This is a genomic window from Streptomyces sp. NPDC001599 (assembly GCF_042893535.1).
GTDB lineage: Bacteria > Actinomycetota > Actinomycetes > Streptomycetales > Streptomycetaceae > Streptomyces.
Window position 1 is genome coordinate 101,193 of sequence record NZ_JBIAVA010000004.1, and the last position, 17,765, is coordinate 118,957.

11 protein-coding genes are annotated in these 17,765 nt (G+C 72.8%); 6 read left to right on the forward strand and 5 right to left on the reverse strand.

All coding sequences use genetic code 11. From position 1 onward, the window contains the following. The 3 genes from ACFYZ3_RS13290 to ACFYZ3_RS13300 all read left to right on the forward strand — a co-directional run bounded on the left by ACFYZ3_RS13290 (window position 1) and on the right by ACFYZ3_RS13300 (window position 4,333). Window positions 1-2,259, forward strand: a complete 2,259-nt coding sequence (locus tag ACFYZ3_RS13290) for an ATP-binding cassette domain-containing protein (RefSeq protein ID WP_388516139.1) — start codon at window positions 1-3, stop codon at window positions 2,257-2,259. Window positions 2,260-2,374: 115 nt separating this feature from the next. Continuing rightward, window positions 2,375-3,151 (forward strand): dimethylargininase, encoded by a 777-nt coding sequence (ddaH, locus tag ACFYZ3_RS13295; RefSeq protein WP_388516140.1) that lies wholly within the window; start codon window positions 2,375-2,377, stop codon window positions 3,149-3,151. 207 nt (window positions 3,152-3,358) lie between these two features. Continuing rightward, on the forward strand, window positions 3,359-4,333 hold the full coding sequence (locus ACFYZ3_RS13300) for an acyl-ACP desaturase (RefSeq protein ID WP_388516142.1): 975 nt from the start codon (window positions 3,359-3,361) through the stop codon (window positions 4,331-4,333). Window positions 4,334-4,393: 60 nt separating this feature from the next. Here the strand turns inward: ACFYZ3_RS13300 and ACFYZ3_RS13305 are convergent, their stop codons facing one another. Beyond that, complete coding sequence (locus ACFYZ3_RS13305; RefSeq protein WP_388516144.1) at window positions 4,394-7,759, reverse strand: hypothetical protein; 3,366 nt, start codon at window positions 7,757-7,759, stop codon at window positions 4,394-4,396. 57 nt (window positions 7,760-7,816) lie between these two features. Beyond that, window positions 7,817-8,062: a WhiB family transcriptional regulator gene (locus tag ACFYZ3_RS13310; protein ID WP_388516146.1), complete on the reverse strand. Its 246-nt coding sequence runs from the start codon at window positions 8,060-8,062 to the stop codon at window positions 7,817-7,819. A gap of 192 nt (window positions 8,063-8,254) precedes the next feature. Between ACFYZ3_RS13310 and ACFYZ3_RS13315 the strand changes: the two genes are divergently transcribed. Then, on the forward strand, window positions 8,255-9,046 hold the full coding sequence (locus tag ACFYZ3_RS13315; protein WP_388516148.1) for a VOC family protein: 792 nt from the start codon (window positions 8,255-8,257) through the stop codon (window positions 9,044-9,046). A gap of 490 nt (window positions 9,047-9,536) precedes the next feature. Here the strand turns inward: ACFYZ3_RS13315 and ACFYZ3_RS13320 are convergent, their stop codons facing one another. Together ACFYZ3_RS13320 and ACFYZ3_RS13325 are read right to left on the reverse strand one after the other, a co-directional pair. Beyond that, window positions 9,537-10,616 carry a LacI family DNA-binding transcriptional regulator gene (locus tag ACFYZ3_RS13320; protein WP_388516150.1) on the reverse strand — a complete coding sequence of 360 codons (1,080 nt, stop codon included), beginning with the start codon at window positions 10,614-10,616 and terminating at the stop codon, window positions 9,537-9,539. Window positions 10,617-10,802: 186 nt separating this feature from the next. After that, entirely contained in the window at window positions 10,803-11,825 is a 1,023-nt protein-coding gene (locus ACFYZ3_RS13325; RefSeq protein WP_388516151.1) for a multicopper oxidase domain-containing protein, read from the reverse strand. Between the two features lie 200 nt (window positions 11,826-12,025). Between ACFYZ3_RS13325 and ACFYZ3_RS13330 the strand changes: the two genes are divergently transcribed. Together ACFYZ3_RS13330 and ACFYZ3_RS13335 are read left to right on the forward strand one after the other, a co-directional pair. Further along, the gene (locus ACFYZ3_RS13330) at window positions 12,026-14,503 is read left to right on the forward strand and encodes a ThuA domain-containing protein (RefSeq protein WP_388516153.1); all 2,478 of its coding nucleotides are present in this window, start codon (window positions 12,026-12,028) and stop codon (window positions 14,501-14,503) included. Window positions 14,504-14,517: 14 nt separating this feature from the next. Continuing rightward, window positions 14,518-16,707, forward strand: coding sequence for an OmpL47-type beta-barrel domain-containing protein (locus tag ACFYZ3_RS13335; RefSeq protein ID WP_388516847.1), 2,190 nt, complete (start codon window positions 14,518-14,520; stop codon window positions 16,705-16,707). A 16-nt stretch (window positions 16,708-16,723) separates the two neighbouring features. Here ACFYZ3_RS13335 and ligD read toward each other — a convergent pair whose 3' ends face one another. Continuing rightward, window positions 16,724-17,749 carry a non-homologous end-joining DNA ligase gene (gene ligD / locus ACFYZ3_RS13340; RefSeq protein WP_388516155.1) on the reverse strand — a complete coding sequence of 342 codons (1,026 nt, stop codon included), beginning with the start codon at window positions 17,747-17,749 and terminating at the stop codon, window positions 16,724-16,726. Window positions 17,750-17,765: the final 16 nt, after the last annotated feature.

Genomic DNA, 17,765 nt, shown 5'->3' on the forward strand with positions numbered 1-17,765 from the left:
ATGAGCGAGTACATCAGCATCACCGGGGCCAGGGAGAACAACCTCCAGGACGTCACGCTCCGCATCCCGAAGGGCCGGCTGACCGTGTTCACCGGCGTTTCGGGGTCGGGGAAGTCGTCGGTCGTGTTCGACACCATCGCGGTGGAGTCGCGGCGCCAGCTGAACGAGACGTACACCTGGTTCGTCCGCAACCGGCTGCCCAAGTACGAGCGGCCGCACGCGGACGCCCTGGAGGGCCTCACCCCCGCGATCGTCGTCGACCAGCGGCCGGTCGGCGGCCACTCCCGCTCCACGGTCGGCACGATGACCGACATCCACTCGGTGCTGCGGGTGCTGTTCTCCCGGCACGGCACCCCGAGCGCCGGAGGGGCGACGGCGTACTCGTTCAACGACCCGTCGGGCATGTGCCCCGGCTGCGACGGCCTGGGCCGCAGGGTGCAGCCCGACTGGGACCGGATCCTGGACCCGGCCAGGTCGCTGGCGGACGGGGCGGTCCGCTTCCCGCCGTTCGCGGCCGGGACCTGGCAGGGGCAGACCTACACCAACACCGAGGAGCTGGACACCGGCAAGCCGGTCGGCGAGTTCACGGCGGCCGAGCGCGCCTTCCTGATGCGTGGGCGGCCCGGCAGCAAGGTCACCGTCAGCGGCTCGGGCGGGACGTGGAGCACCGAGTACGAGGGACTCGCCGACCGGTTCGAACGGCTGTACCTCAAGCGGGACCTGTCCGGCATGAGCGAGCGGACCCGGGACCTCGTGCGCGGCTTCCTGGTCGAGGCCCGCTGCCCCGACTGCGGCGGCGCCCGGCTGAACGCGGCCGCGCTCGCGACCCGGATCGACGGGCACTCCATCGCCGACTGCTCGCGGATGCAGATCACCGACCTGATCTCCGTACTGAGGGAGATCGACGATCCGGTGGCCCTGCCCGTCGCCGGCGCCGCGGTGGCCGCGCTGGAGCGGGTGGAGGCGATCGGCCTCGGCTATCTCGGCCTGGACCGGGAGACCGCCACCCTGTCCGGCGGCGAGGGGCAGCGGCTGAAGACCGTGCGGCACCTCGGCTCCAGCCTGACCGGGCTGACGTACATCTTCGACGAGCCGAGCGTCGGACTGCACCCGCGGGACGTCGGGCGCCTCGGCGACCTGCTGCTGCGGCTGCGCGACAAGGGCAACACCGTGCTGGTGGTCGAGCACGACCCGGACGTCATCGCGCTGGCCGACCACGTCGTCGACATGGGCCCGCGGGCCGGTGCCGACGGCGGCCGGGTGGTGTTCGAGGGGACCCCGGCCGGGCTGGCCGCGTCGGACACGCTCACCGGGCGGTGCCTGGGGCGGCGTACGGCGGTGAAGGAGACCGTGCGGACGGCCACCGGTGAGCTGTGGGTCAAGGGCGCCGAGCGGCACAATCTGCGGGAGGTGACCGTGGCGTTCCCGACCGGGGTGCTCACCGCGGTCACCGGGGTCGCCGGGTCGGGCAAGAGCACGCTGGTCGCGGAGCTGACCGCCGCTCACCCGGACGCCGTGGTCGTCGACCAGTCGGCCATCGGCATCTCGGCCCGCTCCACCCCGGCGACGTACCTCGGGATCATGGACACGGTGCGGAAGATCTTCGCGCGGGAGACCGGTGCCGAGCCGGGCTTCTTCAGCTTCAACTCGGCGGGCGCCTGCGGCACCTGCGAGGGGCGCGGGACCATCCACACCGACCTCGCCTTCATGGATCCGGTGACGACCACCTGCCAGGACTGCGAGGGACGGCGCTTCCGGGAGGAGGTGCTGCGGCTGACGGTGGACGGACGGTCCGTCGCCGACGTGCTCGCGATGACCGCCGACCAGGCCCTGGGCTTCTTCGCCGACACCGGCGTACGCCGCAGGCTGCGCGCCCTGCGCGACGTCGGCCTCACCTACCTCACCCTCGGGCAGCCGCTGTCCACGCTCTCCGGCGGCGAGCGGCAGCGGATCAAGCTGGCGACCCGGCTGCACCGCACCGGCGCGGTCTACGTCCTGGACGAGCCGACCACGGGTCTGCACATGTCGGACGTCGAGGGGCTGCTCGCCCTGCTGGACCGGCTCGTGGACGCCGGCAACACGGTCGTGGTCGTCGAGCACAACCTGGACGTGGTGGCGCACGCCGACCGGGTGATCGACCTCGGCCCGGACGGCGGGCGGGACGGAGGCCGGGTGATCTTCGAGGGCACCCCGCGGGAGCTGCTCGCGGCCGGCGGTTCCAGCACCGCCGAGCATCTCAGGAGGGCTACGAGGGGCTGACGGGGGTTCCGTAGGCGCAGGTCCCCGCTGCATGATGGCGCGAACCGGCGCCGCCTCACGCGCCGGGCAGCCGACGTCGACACCCGCCGATCCGCGCCGACACGAAAGGCCCCGCGTGCCCAGCAAGAAGGCCCTCGTCCGCCGCCCCAGCCCCAGGCTCGCCGAAGGACTGGTGACACACGTCGAGCGGGAGAAGGTCGATCACGGCCTCGCCCTCGAACAGTGGGACGCCTACGTCGAGGCCCTCGGAGCGCACGGCTGGGAGACGCTGGAGGTGGACCCGGCCGACGACTGTCCGGACTCGGTCTTCGTCGAGGACGCCGTCGTCATGTTCCGCAACGTCGCGCTGATCACGCGGCCCGGCGCCGAGTCGCGGCGCGCGGAGACGGCCGGTGTCGAGGAGGCCGTGGCCCGGCTCGGCTGCTCGGTGAACTGGGTGTGGGAGCCGGGCACCCTGGACGGCGGCGACGTCCTGAAGATCGGCGACACGATCTACGTGGGACGCGGCGGCCGGACCAACGCGGCCGGTGTCCAGCAGCTGCGGGCGGCGTTCGAGCCGCTGGGCGCCCGGGTCGTCGCCGTGCCCGTGAGCAAGGTGCTGCACCTGAAGTCGGCGGTCACCGCGCTGCCGGACGGGACGGTGATCGGACACATCCCGATGACGGACGTGCCCTCGCTGTTCCCCCGTTTCCTGCCGGTGCCGGAGGAGTCGGGGGCGCACGTGGTGCTGCTCGGCGGGAGCAGGCTGCTGATGGCGGCGAGCGCGCCGAAGACGGCGGAGCTGCTCGCCGATCTCGGTCACGAGCCGGTGCTCGTCGACATCGGGGAGTTCGAGAAGCTGGAGGGCTGTGTGACGTGCCTCTCGGTCAGGCTGCGGGAGCTGTACGACTGAGCACGGCGCGCAGGACGTGCGCCCGGCCCCGGACCTGCGGGTCTCGGGGCCCTGTCGGGTACCGCCGGAAGGTGGCTGATCAGCGACCTTTACAGTGCGTTTAACCTACGCTCTCGTAACCTACGGTTTCGTAGCCTACGATCCCGTAGGTTCCCGGCACCGCTCGCCGGCCGCACCGCACTGTCGTACGTCCCCATGGAGTTATTCGTGACGATCGTCTCCCCTCACCTCGGCACTTCCGCAGAATGGACCGACGCCCGGCTGCTGTACGCGCTGGAGGAAGTGGTCGAGCAGGAGCTGAACCGGCACCTGAAGGTCGCCAAGGACTGGATGCCGCACGAGTACGTGCCGTGGACCGAGGCGCGGAACTTCCCGGGGATCTTCGAGGACGGCGAGGCCTGGGAGAAGGAGCAGTCCAAGGTCACCGAGATCGGCCGGATCGCCCTCGTGGTGAACCTCCTGACGGAGGACAACCTCCCCAGCTACCACCACGAGATCGCCAGCCTCTTCGGCCGCGACGGCGCCTGGGGCACCTGGGTGCACCGCTGGACCGCAGAGGAGGGGCGGCACGGCATCGTGATGCGCGACTACCTGCTCGCCTCGCGCGCGGTCGACCCGGACAAGCTGGAGCAGTTCCGCATGGCCCACATGAGTGAGGGCTTCGAGTCGGACAACCGGCACTCGATGCTGCACTCGGTGGCGTACGTGGCCTTCCAGGAACTGGCCACCCGCATCTCGCACCGCAACACGGGCCACCAGTCCGGCGACCCGGTCTGCGACCGCATGCTGGCCCGCATCGCGACCGACGAGAACCTGCACATGGTCTTCTACCGGAACCTGCTGAAGGCGGCCTTCGAACTGGCGCCCGACCTGACGATGCAGGCGGTCCGGGACGTGGTCGTCAACTTCCGGATGCCCGGTCACGGCATGCCCGGCTTCGAGCGGGCCGCCGCGCAGATGGCGATCGGCGAGGTCTACAACCTGCGCATCCACCACGACGACGTGATCCAGCCCGTGCTGCGCTTCCTGAAGGTCATGGAGATCGACGGCCTCGGTCCCGACGGGCAGGCGGCCCAGGAGGAACTGGGGCTGTACATGGGCGGTCTTGACGCCGAGGCCGCCAAGTTCGACGAGAAGCTGGCGGCGCGCAAGGCCCGGATGGCGGCCCGCGCGGCGGGCTGACCGCCCCCGGGCCCGGCCTCCCGGGCCCGGCCTCCCGGCCCCGCGCGCCGACCGGCGTCATCACTCGTGGACCGTCGTCTCCTCCAGTGCCGCGTCGCGCACGTCGGGGACCGGGTGGCGGCGCAGGGCGCGCAGCAGTTCCCGCCACGGCGCGGGCCAGTCCTCGCGCTCGCCGAGCGCTCCGGTGACGGCGACGGCCATGAGCCCCTGGGCGTGTCCGCCGTGCCCGGCCAGCGCCCTGGCCTCGGCGAGCAGCACCGTGGCGTCGCCCGGCTGCTCCCGGCTGCGCAGGCGCTCGCCGATCTCGTCCGCGATCCGCGCCGCGAGCGCCGGCCGGTCGGTGCCGACCAGCGCGGCCACCCGGTCCAGGCACGGCGGTACGGCGGTCAGGTCGACGTGACCGGCCGCGAGGTCGGCGGCCTGCGCCACGTGGGCGTCGTACTCGTGGAGCAGTTCGGCTGCGGCACGGGCGACCGGGCGGACCGCCGCCTCCGGGCGGAAGGCACTCGCCCGGAGCCCGGCGACGAGGTACTCGACGCGTTGCCGGGCCGGCCGGTCCCGCCGCTCGCCCGCGTCGTCGTCCTCACCGGCTTCCGCCCCGGCCAGCGCACGCAGGGTCTCCAGCAGGCCGGACCGGCCCCGCGGAGCGCTCGACGCCGCGCCGATCAGCGCGTTCGCCGCCGCGTGCCAGGTGGCGCGGTTGGCCAGGTCCGTGACGGCTCCGGCCAGTACCCGGGCGCCGTCGTCCGACCAGGGGATCCAGCGGCCCAGGGCGTGGAGGGCGAGGCGCGCGGTGGCGGGGTCGTCGTCGGTGGCGGCCACGTCGCGGACCAGGCGGGCATACCGGCCTCGGTGCGCCTCGGGCAGGTCACGCGGCACCGTCCGCAGCAGGGCGGCCCGCAGCACCGGCGCACCGCCGGCGGCGTCCCGCAGCAGGTCCCAGACCTCCTCCCGGGCGAGCAGCCCGGTGGCGAAGGCGACACAGGCGGCGCGTACGTCGGGGTGGGTCCCCGGGCGGGCGCAGACCTCGGTGACCAGGGCCGCCGCGTCCGGCACGGGAAGGCGGACCGCGGCGAGCCGGACCGCTTCCTTGCGGCTGGTCACCTTGGCGTCCGGCGCCTCCAGTACGTCCCGCAGGGCGCCCGCGAGGCGGGACGGCGGCGCCTGCCGGGAGGCCTGGGTGACCGCGTACACGGCGACGCGGGCCCGGTCGCCGCCGGCGTGCGACAGCAGCTCGGGCAGCGCCTCGGCGGCCCGGTCGGTGCGGGCCAGGGCGGCGAGCGCGGCCTCGGCGAGGACGACGTCGGCCGACCCGGTCCAGCGGCGCACGAGGTCGGCGCCGCCGTCGGGCACGGTGGCCGCCCGCGTGACGGCGTTCGCGCGCGCGTGCAGCGGCAGTCCGGCGTCGGCGGCCAGAGCGGCGCACCGCCTCAGCAGCGCCGCCTGCTGGCGCGGCACCCACCGGCTCACCTCGTGCGCGGTCACGGGCACGGACCAGGGGGTGCCCTTGGTCAGGAAGCGACCGTAGGGCGGATGCTCGGCGAGCAGCGGGTCGAGCAGGTCGGTGCGGCGCCCGACGACCACCGCGCGCACCGGCTCCAGCGCGGCCGCCGAGGGTTCCCGGGCGAGGACGCGGGCCGCCCGTTCGTCGCGGGTGGCGGACGGTTCGAGCCACAGGCCGATCGCGGTGCGCGCGGTGGTGTCGTTGCCGTAGCGGACGGCCTGCCACAGCTGGTCCTGGAGTTCCGGCACGCCGGAGGCGCGCGGGCCCACGGCGCGGGCGAGCGCGAAGGCGAGGCCGTAGTCGGCCTTCTCGGCGCCCGCCTCGATCCACGGGCGCAGCGCCTCGTACACTTGGTGCTCCTGGCCGCGCCGCAGGGTGCGGTCGAGGCGGCCGAGGTCGGCGCCGCCCGTGGTGCCGGATATCCGCACGAGGGTGCGCAGGGCCCAGTTCACCAGCGTGCGGGCGCCGCCCGCCGCGTGCTCGCACAGCACGGCCAGGGCCAGCTCGCCGAGCGCCCGGCGGGTCTGGGGCGACGAGTCGCGCGCCTCGACGGCGTCGGTGGCGAGGCGGGCCAGGGGCTCGGCGGCCTCCTCGGTGAACAGCGCGGCCGGGATGTCGCACGCCGCCCGCAGCGCGACGCTCCGCACCGGGTCCTGCTCGTTGCGCAGTCGCGCCATGTCCTCCAGTACGGCGGTGACGGCGGCCGGGTCGCCGGAGCGGGCGGCGTTGCGGATCAGCAGCGGCCAGGCCCGGGCGCGGTCGTCGGCGTCCGGGCGCCGGGTGGCCGCCAGCAGCCGGTCGTGCGCCTCGGCCACCGGGAGGAAGGACTCGGCGACGAGGACCGTGTGCTCGGCCGCACCGGCCTCCCGCGCGCGTGCGGCGGCCTCCCGGGCCTCGTGCGCGGCGTGGCGGCGCGGCAGCACCTCGAGGAGCGCCTCGTCGACGCCGACGGTGCCGCCGGCTCCGCGGCCCTGGTTCACGGCCGTCCACAGGGCGTGACGCCGGGCGGGCGGGAGCGCCTTCAGCAGCCTCGGGAGGCCGCCGAGGGGCAGCAGGGCCCGGGCGTAGGCGACGAGTTCGGGCGAGTCGGTGCGGGTCAGCCGGTACAGCACCGTGCGTCCCAGCCGGTGGACGCCGACGGCGGACGTCCAGGCGGGGGTGAGCAGCAGGCGCAGGACGCGTCGCGGGTCGGCGCCGGCGAACGCGGGAAGGTGGCCGCGCAGTTCGTACGGCAGGCCGTTCGGTCCCCGCTCCTCCAGCATCCGCAGCACCCTGGCGGGCTCGACGGGCGCGAGGGTGGCCACCGCGGGCGCGTACCGGCGCCACCAGTCGTCGCGCAGGGCCTCGGGCTGGGCGTCCAGCTCCGCCTCCAGCGCGGCGCACAGCGTCGCGCGGTGCCGCTTGGCGAACGGGTTCCAGGACCGGACGGCGTACAGCAGCTCGGGCAGCAGCAGGGCGGCCTTCGGTGTGGTGCAGCCCGGCAGCAGACGGGTCGCCTCGGTGTCGCCCCAGTCGCGGCGCACCCCGTCCACCAGCCGGTCGGCGAGGGCGGTGCGTCCGCCGGCGGCGACGGAGCGCAGCAGGCTCCGGCGGACCGCCTCGGGGGCGTCGGCGAGACCCGCCTCGAAGGCGGCGTCGGGCACGCCCAGCGTGTCGGCCACCCGCAGGGCGTGGCCGCGCACGTACGGGTCGGGATCGGCGATCCGGTCCGCGATCCACTCGGTGTCGCGGACGGCGGACGCGGCGACGACGGCGAGCCGGCGTCCGTACGCCCCGTGCCGTTCGAGCTCGACGAGGAGGGGCCGCGGGTCGGGCGACTCCCGGCTGCGCGCCACGAGTTCCCGCATGCGCCGCGGGTGGGCGAGCGGATCGAGGGCGTGCAGCAGGCTGTCTGCCTCGTGCTGTGCGGCGGTTCGGGACATGCCGGGGATTCTGCCCGGCGCGACGGGTGCGGCACAGCGAATTACCGGGGCCCGCGCTCAGGGGACGGTGCGCCGCAGGGCCAGCCGTTCCTTCTCCGACAGGCCGCCCCAGACGCCGAAGCGCTCGTCGTTGCTCAGCGCGAACTCCAGGCAGGTGGAGCGGATCGGGCACAGGGCGCAGATGCGCTTCGCGTCCCGTACGGAGCTGCCGGGCTCGGGGAAGAAGAAGTCTCCCCCGGTCTGCGCGCACAACGCCTCCTCCTGCCAGCTGAGGTCGGGCGCCGCGGTCGTCTCGATGTGCATGGGCAGCAGCCTGCCGGGAGGCGAAAAACGTTCGATCAACGCGGCATCAACGCCGCGCGTCCGGCGCCCCCAGCAGATCAGATGGTCCTCCGCCGCGCACGGCGGCGCACGGCGGCGCGCGGAAGCGCTCACCGGTGGTCGGTGGAAGACTCGTCAGTGCAGGCAACGGGACCCTTGCGAGGAGGGCGCATCATGCTCACGACCCGTTTCGTCACCGGCGCTCCGAACTGGCTCGACGTCGGCACCTCCGACCTCGAGGGCGCCACGTCCTTCTACGGCGGCCTCTTCGGCTGGCGGTTCCGGTCGGCGGGGCCGGAGGCCGGGGGCTACGGCTTCTTCGAGCTGGACGGCCGGATCGTGGCCGGCGGCATGGGCACGACCGAGGAGCAGGGCCCGCCGTCCTGGACCGTGTACTTCCAGGCCCCGGACGCCCATGCCACCGCCCGGGCCTCGGGTCAGGCGCACGGCGGTGTCCTCGTGCAGCCGATGGACGTCATGGACCAGGGCACCATGGCGATCCTCGCCGACCGGGCCGGGGTGCCGTTCGGCATCTGGCAGCCGGGGCAGCGCGCCGGCCTGGACGTGGCCGGCGAGACCGGCGCGCTGTGCTGGGTCGAGCTGCACACCGCGGACATCGCGGCAGCCGCCGCGTACTACCGTGCGGTGCTGGGCCTGGAGACCTCCGGCGTCTCCTTCCCCGGCGGCTCCTACACCTGCGTCAACCCGGCCGGAGAGGGCGAGGACGCCATGTTCGGCGGCCTCGTCCCGCTCGCCGAGGATCCGGCGGACACGGACACGGACGCCGGATGGCTGCCGTACTTCGCGGTGGACGACGCGGACACCGCGGTCGCCCGGACCACGGAGCTGGGCGGCACGGTGCGGATGCCCGCGACGGACATCGAGGGCGTCGGCCGCGTCGCCCGCCTCGCAGACCCGTACGGCGCCCGGTTCGCGGTACTCAGGCCGGCACCGCGCCAGGGCTAGGGCACGGGGCGCGTCCGGCGCTCGCGGTCCCGTCGAGGCCCGGCACCCGGCTGCGCGGCATGGCACCGGCACCGGCACCGGCAGGCAACCCGCCACCCGGTCCCGGCCTGCCTTCCGGGCTCGGCCTTCCGTCCGGGCCACGCGGTGGGCCGTGGCGACGCGGCCGAGCCCACGCACAGCGCCGGGAGCCTCTGGCCGCCCCCGCCCGCCGCGACACACCCCGGCACCGGTGCGGGCACGGGCGCATCCCGCATCCGCACCCCGCCGGATGGCCAGCCACCCCCGCGCAACGGCGCCCGGCTCGCGCAGGCGCAGGTGCACGCCCGAGCGGACCACCATCCGGGCTCACGCGGTGGCGCGGTGAGCCGTGGCACGCGGACGACCCGCGCACCTGGCGGACGGCGCCGGGGGCCCCGGCTGCCCCGCTCGCGAAGGGCGGTGCGGCACCCGGGCGGGACCGATGTCCGGACTCACGGGGTGCGGGACCGGCTCAGGCCGTGGATCGGTGGACCAGGGTCGTCGGCAGGATTACGCCGGGCGGGGCGGCGGTCGGTGTGTGCGCGGCGTCGGAGTCGGTGGCGGCGGCGTCGGCGGCGGCGTCGGCGGCGGTCCCGCGGTCCAGGCCGCGCAGGAGCAGGCGGGCCATCAGGCGGCCCATGCCCTCGATGTCCTGGCGGACGGTGGTCAGCGGCGGGTCGGTCTGTTCGGCGACGGGCAGCATGTCGTCGAAGCCCACCACGGCCACGTCGTCCGGCACCCGCCGCCCGCGTTCGCGCAGCACCCGCAGGGCGCCCGCCGCGGAGAGGTCGTTGGCCGCGAACACGGCGTCCAGGCCGGGGCACCGGTCGAGCAGTTCCCGCATGGCCCGCTCCCCGCCGCCCGAGGTGAAGTCCCCCCGCGCGACCAGCCCCGGGTCGGCGCCGGGGCGGACGTCGCGGAAGCCCGCGAGCCGGTCGGCGGCCGAGGTCTGGTCGAGCGGGCCGGTGATGTGCGCGATGTGTGTGCGGCCGAGCCCGGCCAGGTGGTGGACGGCCGACCGGGCACCGCCGCGGTTGTCGCTGTCCACGTAGACCACGTCGTCCCGTCCGTCGTCCCAGTCGGGGCGCCCGCCGAACACGGTCGGCACCCCGGCGCTGCGGACCAGGCCGGGCAGCGGGTCGTGCAGGTGCAGGGAGAAGACGAGCGCACCGTCGACGTGCCCGCCGGCCAGGTAGCGTCCGACCCGGGCGTGGTCCTCGCGGCCCTCGGTGAGCAGCAGCACGAGCTGGTTGTCGTGGGCCGTCAGCTCCTTGCTGATGCCGCGCAGTTGCTGGGCGAAGTAGGGGTCGGCGAACACCCGGGTCTCCGGTTCCGCGGCGACGACGGCGACGGCCTGGTGCCGCCGGGTCACCAGGGAACGGGCGGCCTGGTTGGGCACGTAGCCGAGTTCCTCCACCGCGCGCCGCACCCGCTCGGCCAGCTCGTCCCGCACCCCGTGGGCGCCGTTGACCACGCGGGACACGGTGGCCCGCGAGACCCCGGCGCGCTCGGCCACGGCCTCCAGCGTGGGGCGCGGCGCGGTCTCGGTCACGTGCGGCTCCTCCTCGGCGGCTGCGGCTCAGGATAGCGGCAGGCCGCGGCGCGGGAGGGGGCGCTCCGGGGACCGAAAACGTTCTTGTGCGGGAGCCGGTTCGGTCGTCAGCATGGGCGTATGTACAGAAGAACGGTCCACGACAGCTGACCGGCGGCGCCGGTGGCGGCGCCGGCCGACGTCGGCTCAGTGCTCGTGTTCGTGCGCGGGTGCCTCGCCCGTCGGCTCCCCGCTCTTCGCGGTCGCCCCGCCGTGCTCGTGCGGTTCGTACCCGGGGATCGTGCCGTCCGGCTTCTTCACCAGGAACAGCCCCACCATGCCCATGTCGGAGTGGCTCTGGACATGGCAGTGGTACATCCACGCCCCGGCGCCCACTCCCTCCCCCGCGATGATCTGGAAGCCGAACGAGTCGGCCGGTCCGGTGATCTTGTTGTCGATGACCCGGGACGGGTCGTCGGGGCCGGTGAGCAGGCCGGTGCGGTTGTCCGCCCAGCGGTGACCGTGCATGTGGAAGGTGTGGTAGTACTCGCCGTGCGTGATCATGACGATCTCCACGCGGTCGCCCACGGTGGCCTCGAAGTCGGGACCGGTGTGCGGCTTGCGGTTGTTGATGGTCATGTCGTTGAAGACGATCGTGTGCGTGGCGTCCGGCAGCACGTCGCCCTTGCGGCGCACGATCACGGGGCCGTACAGGCCGTTGCGGATGCCGCCGGTGCCGTGCTCGGTGCCGACCACGTGGTCGTGGTAGTGCCAGTAGCCCGCGCTGCCCGGCCGCCAGGTGCCGTCGTCGCGGCGACCCGGTTTGTGGGTGCGCCAGGTGTAGGTGCGGGTGCCGCCGGGCTCGACGTCGCTCTTGTTCATCGCGGTGCCGTCGCTGGAGATCTCGTAGTCCAGGCCGTGCACGTGCAGGCTGGCCCGCACGTCCATCGTGTTGGTGAACTCGATGTGCAGCGTGTCGCCCTCGTTGACCTCGATGAGCGGGCCGGGGACGGTCGCCTTGCCCTTCTCGAAGCCGTAGCCCATCTGACCGTCCGCCAGCTTCTCGGCGTACATCTTGAGGTGTCTCACCTCGCCCCCGGCCGGTGCCGTCCTCGCGGTGATCCCCTTGGCCGCGGGGGCGGCGCCCGCGACCTCCGGAGCGATGGACAACGATGTCGCGGCAGCCGCGCCGCCCAGCAGTACCCGTCGGTTGAAGCCTCGCCTGTCCATGCCGAACTCCCCACGCCGATACGGAATGTGCGCAGACCCAGGACCTGATTGGCTGTGATGAGCCTGTGGGACCGTACCGGTTGCCGCCGCGTTTATCCACACTCAGGACAAAGTTCGTCCGATCCCGGTCATACCTATTGGCGTATCACGCAAAGAGGTCTAGCTTCCTTGGCGCTGCTGCCGTGACCGAGGAGGTGCCCATGCCCTTAAGAGGGTTGAGCGCGAGAAGAAGAGGCTGGGCGGCGTGCGCCACCGCCGCTTTCGTCGCCGCGGGACTGCTGGCCGGCCCTGCCGCCAGCGCCCGTCCGGCGCCGGACCCATCCCTGACAACGATGTCGATCAAGTCGCCGCCGGGCGGCGCCAACGTACGGGTGCTGATCTTCTACGGTTCCGCCGCGGCCGGGGACGAGTCACCGGTCGTGAACGCCGGTATCTCGGCCATCGAGCGGATCGGTCTCTCCGGGCCTGCCAAGGAGCAGTTCAAGGTCGAGGCCACGGACAACGCCAACGTCTTCACCAACGAGAAGAAGCTCGGCCGCTTCAACGCGGTCGTGTTCCTGACCGGCGGCGGCGACGTCCTGACGCCCGCTCAGGAAGCGGGCCTGGAGGCGTACATGGAGGCCGGCGGCGGGTTCGTCGGCGTCCACGACGCGGCCCGCGCGGAGCCGTACTCGGACTGGTTCACCGGTCTGGTCGGCGCCCGCCCGGCCGCGGGCAGTCCCACCAAGGTCCAACGGGCCACGGTCGAGGTCGGTGACCGGCGGCATCCGGCCACCAAGGACCTGCCGCTGGAGTGGAAGCGCCCCGACGAGTGGCTGAACTGGCAGAAGAACCCGTCCGGTGAGGTCCACACCGTGGCCCGGGTGCGCGAGTCGACGTACGCGCCCGGGACGAGCGCCAACGGGGCCGACCACCCGGTGAGTTGGTGCCGGGACTACGACGGCGGCCGGTCGTTCTACACCGGCATGGGCGGCACGGTGTCGTCGTACGACGAGACCGACTTCCGCACCCATCTGCGCGGCGCCCTGATGTGGACGACCCGGCTGTCGCAGGCCGACTGCAAGGCGACCATCAACGCCAACTACAAGGCCGAGCGGCTCACCGACCCCAACCAGCCCGGCCAGAACGACCAGATCGGCGAACCGCACGGCCTGGTCACCGCCCCCGACGGCCGCGTCTTCTACATCGGCCGCGGCGGCACGGACTCCTCGCACCCCGTGGTGACCGACTGGAACGACCCCAACGTCGGCAAGGGCACGGGCGAGATCCACGTCTGGGACCCGAAGACCGACAAGGTCACCCTCGCGGGCGCGCTCACCGTCTTCGGCAACAAGGGCGGCGGCGACGAGCTGACCAAGGTCGAGGAGGGCCTGCTCGGCATCGAGCTGGACCCGAAGTTCGCGGAGAACGGGTGGGTGTACCTGCACTACACCCCGCACTCCCAGATCAACCGCGACACCCACATGGCCGAGCGGCGGGTCTCCCGCTTCACCCTCGACCAGGCCACCAACAAGCTGGACCTGGGCAGCGAGAAGGTGCTGCTCAAGTGGCCGGTGCAGATCCACAGCTGCTGCCACGCGGGCGGCGGGATGGCCTGGGACTCCAAGGGGAACCTGTACATCGCCACCGGTGACAACAACTCCAGTGGTTTCAGCGACGGTTACTCCGGCAACAACCCGGAGCCCAACTTCAAGGGCGTGTCCTTCGCCGACGCGCGTCGCACGGCCGGAAACACCAACAACCTCAACGGCAAGATCCTGCGCATCCACCCGGAGCCGGACGGGACGTACACGCTCCCGGAGGGCAACCTCTTCACCGGCAAGGAGACCGCCGAGGGCGGCGGCAAGACGCGCGGCGAGATCTACGTGATGGGCGTGCGCAACCCGGCGCGCATCTCCGTCGACAAGAAGACCGACACCCTGTACGCGGGCTGGGTCGGCCCGGACGCCGGTGCTCCGTCGCCGACGTGGGGTCCGGCCAAGTACGACACGTTCGCCACCATCACCAAGGCGAGCAACCGCGGCTGGCCGTACTGCATGGGCAACAAGCAGCCGTACCGGGACCGGAACCTGCCGGACCCGTCGAAGCCGCTGGGCTGGTACGACTGCGACCACCCGAAGAACGAGTCGCCGAACAACGACGGCCTGGTGAACCTGCCGCCGGTGACCGGCAACAACATCTGGTACTCGCCGCAGGGCGGCGGCCCCGACTACCCGCGCGACGAGAACGGCATCCCGTCGTACGAGCAGGACGAGGCCACCTACCGGCTGCCCTGGCTCAAGGGCGGCGGCCAGGCCGCGATGAACGGCCCGCTCTACCGCTACGACGCCGACAGCACGAGTGACACCAAGTGGCCCGCGTACTGGGACGGCAAGTGGTTCGTCGGTGACTTCTACGACGCCGACCAGCCGCGCAACGCGGTGCTGATGGACCCGAAGACGCAGGGCGACGGCGGTCTGCCGGTGCACTCGGAGTCCCTGAAGAAGATCGTGCCCGTCGGCAACGACGGCATCAAGAACCTGATGGGCTGGAAGTTCGGCCCGGACGGCGCGCTGTACGTCCTGGACTACGGCCGCGGCTTCTTCACCTCGGACTCCAAGTCGGCCCTGTGGCGGGTCACCTACGAGGGCGGCGGCCCGACGCCGGCCGCCGGACAGCTGGCGAGGGGGACCGAGTGATACGCCAACGAAGAATGTGGGCCGCGCTGCTGGCCGGCCTGCTGATGGTGCTCGGACTGCAGGCGACGTCCGCCTCCGGGCAGCCCGCGAAGGCACCCGCCGCGGCCGCCGCCGACCAGGTGCTCACCTGGACGGCCGGTGACGACATCACCAAGTACACGTCGGCGCCCGAGACGGCGGTGGCCGGTCCGGCCACGATCGTCTTCGAGAACAGTGAGGCCACCGGCAACACCACCGGCATGCCGCACACGCTGACGTTCATGACCAGCGATCCCGCGTACAACCAGGACGTCCAGCTCAACATCCTGGCCAACCCGTTCGATGCCGAGGGCGGCAAGCACACCGCCGAGGTCACCCTCACCCCCGGCAAGTACATGTACCACTGCACGATCCCGGGCCACGGCCAGATGACGGGCGTGCTCGTGGTCACCGAGGGCGGCGGCGGCGAGGACACCACGGCGCCCGCCACCTCGGCCGACGTGGGCGGCACGCAGAACGCCGACGGCGCGTACGTCGGTTCCGCGACCGTGAGCATCGCCGCCACCGACGAGGGCGGCTCGGGCGTGGAGCGCATCGAGTACGCGATCGGTGCCGACGGTGCCTGGCAGCCGTACACCACGCCGGTCGTCGTCGACCAGGTCGGTGAACACACGGTGCGCTACCGGGCGTTCGACAAGGCGGGCAACGCCGCCGAGGAGAAGAGCGTCACCTTCGCGGTGGCCGCGCCCGACACCGACGACACGACCGCGCCGGAGACCTCGGCGACGGTCAGCGGCGAGAAGAACCCGGATGGTGCCTACATCGACATGGCGACGGTGACCGTCACCGCCTCCGACACCGGTTCCGGCGTCAACACCATCGAGTACGCGGTCGGCGACGGCGCCTGGACGGCGTACACGGCGCCGGTCATGGTCCACGAGGTCGGCGAGCACACCGTGCGCTACCGGGCCACCGACAAGGCGGGCAACGTCGCCGCGGAGAAGAGCGTCGCCTTCACCGTGGCCGCCGCTCCCCCGCAGGACACCACCCCGCCGGTGACCGGCGCGACCGTGGACGGCACCAAGAACTCCGACGGCGCCTACGTCGGCAGCGCGAAGGTGACCGTGAACGCCGCGGACGAGGGCGGTTCCGGCGTCGCCGGTGTGGAGTACTCCCTGGACGCCGGGCCCTACCTGGCGTACACCGACCCGGTGGTCGTGGACCGCGTGGGCCGGCACACGGTGGCGTACCGGGCGAGCGACAAGGCCGGCAACACCTCCGAGCCGCTGACCGTGGACTTCACGGTGGTGTCGGGCCAGGTGCCGCCGCCGCCCTGCCCGGAGTACGACGAGCGCCTCACGGTGATCGTCGGCACGGTCGACTCAGGGGTGCCCAACCGGGTCACCAACAACCGGTGCCGGATCAACGAGATGATCGAGGACGAGAAGGAGTGGACGTCCCAGGCGCTGTTCCTCAAGCACGTCCGTGAGGTCATGGACGGCCTCCTGGACGAGGGCGTCGTCGACAAGCGGGAGTACCGGGCGATCAACAAGGCCGCCAAGCAGTCGAAGATCGGTCAGCCCGGCCAGACCGAGGGCTACCGCACGATCCTCGACGGCAGCCAGGAGTCCTTCGCCAAGTGGGAGCAGGTGGGCGGCGGTTCGTTCGGGCTGAACCCGGACGGGTCGATCACGTCCAGCACCAGCACGCCCGGCATGGGCATGCTGTGGTTCCCCGAGCGCAAGTACGGCGACTTCTCGCTGAAGCTCCAGTGGCGTGACGACGCGGCGGGTACGGCGAACACCAACGGCGGCGTCTTCGTGCGCTTCCCGCAGGTGCACGACCACCCGGAGGAGTCGCGTCCGGAGTGGGTCGCCATCAAGTACGGGCACGAGATCCAGGCGTTCGACAGCCCGACCGGCGACATGTACAAGTCCGGTTCCGTCTACGGCTTCGACCGGGTCGGCCTGGCCGGCGCGGGCGTCACCGAGAAGGGCACCTGGAACGACTACGAGATCCGGGTGGTGGACCAGCACTACTCGATCTACCGCAACGGTGTGCTGATCAACGAGTTCGACAACTTCGGCGGGCAGACCTTCTACCCCGAGCGCTCGGACGACCCGGGCACGGACGGGCGGCGGTTCGCCTCCGGCTACGTCGGACTCCAGGTGCACAGCACGTCGGACGTGATCTCGTACCGCGACGTCCGGATCAAGGACCTCTAGGGGTCCGCGTCGTGGCTCAGTCCGGGCCGGGAGTCTTCTTCCTGGCCCGGCTGGGCTGGACCCGGCTCGGCTCGCCCGGCATCTTCGGATACTCGGGCGGGTAGGGCAGATCACCGAGCCCGTGGTCGTGCTCGTCCTTCGTCGCCAGCTCCAGCAGGGCGTCGAGGGAGTATCTCGTCTCGTCCATGCCCGCGTGCACGTCGCCGAGTTCGGCGAAGCGCGCGGGCATGGTCGTGATGTCGAAGTCCTGCGGGTGCGCGACGCCCACCTCGTCCCAGGTCAGCGGGGCGGAGACCGGGGCGTTCGGGCGGGGCCGCACGGAGTACGCGGAGGCGATGGTGCGGTCGCGGGCGGTCTGGTTGTAGTCGATGAAGATGCGTTCGCCGCGCTCCTCCTTCCACCACTTGATGGTGACCCGCTCGGGCATCCGCCGTTCCATCTCCCGGCCGACGGCGATCGCGGCACGCCGCACCTGGGTGAAGGTCCAGCGCGGCTCGATCGGCACGAAGACGTGGATGCCGCGCCCGCCCGAGGTCTTGGGCCAGCCGCGCAGCCCGCCGAACTCCTCCAGCACCGCGCGCAGTTCGTGGGCGGCACGGGCGGCGTCGTCGTAGTCGGTGCCGGGCTGCGGGTCGAGGTCGATGCGCAGTTCGTCCGGGTGGTCGACGTCGTCGCGGCGCACCGGCCAGGGGTGGAAGGTGAGGGTGCCGTACTGGGCGGCCCACAGCACGGCCGCCTCCTCGGTGGGGCACATCTCGTCGGCGCTGCGCCCGCTGGGGAAGGTGATGTGCGCGGTCGGGATCCAGTCGGGCATGCCCTTGGGCGCGCGCTTCTGGTAGAACCACTCGCCGGTGATGCCGTCCGGGTACCGCTGGAGCGTGGTGGGCCGGTCGCGCAGGGCACGCAGGACGCCGGGGGCGACGGCCTGGTAGTAGCGGGCCACGTCGAGCTTGGTGTAGCCGCACTCCGGAAAGAAGACCTTCCCCGGGCTGGACAACCGCACGGTCCGGCCACCCGCCTCCAGTTCCACCGCTTCCGCCATGCGAGCCACGGTAGGC

Coding starts and splice junctions, on each gene's coding strand:
- ACFYZ3_RS13315 (WP_388516148.1), top strand. CDS start 8,255: ATGCTCACGACCCGTTTCGTCACCGGCGCTCCGAACTGGCTCGACGTC.
- ACFYZ3_RS13325 (WP_388516151.1), bottom strand. CDS start 11,825: ATGGACAGGCGAGGCTTCAACCGACGGGTACTGCTGGGCGGCGCGGCT.
- ACFYZ3_RS13330 (WP_388516153.1), top strand. CDS start 12,026: ATGCCCTTAAGAGGGTTGAGCGCGAGAAGAAGAGGCTGGGCGGCGTGC.
- ligD (WP_388516155.1), bottom strand. CDS start 17,749: ATGGCGGAAGCGGTGGAACTGGAGGCGGGTGGCCGGACCGTGCGGTTG.
- ACFYZ3_RS13335 (WP_388516847.1), top strand. CDS start 14,518: ATGTGGGCCGCGCTGCTGGCCGGCCTGCTGATGGTGCTCGGACTGCAG.
- ACFYZ3_RS13305 (WP_388516144.1), bottom strand. CDS start 7,759: ATGTCCCGAACCGCCGCACAGCACGAGGCAGACAGCCTGCTGCACGCC.
- ACFYZ3_RS13310 (WP_388516146.1), bottom strand. CDS start 8,062: ATGCACATCGAGACGACCGCGGCGCCCGACCTCAGCTGGCAGGAGGAG.
- ACFYZ3_RS13290 (WP_388516139.1), top strand. CDS start 1: ATGAGCGAGTACATCAGCATCACCGGGGCCAGGGAGAACAACCTCCAG.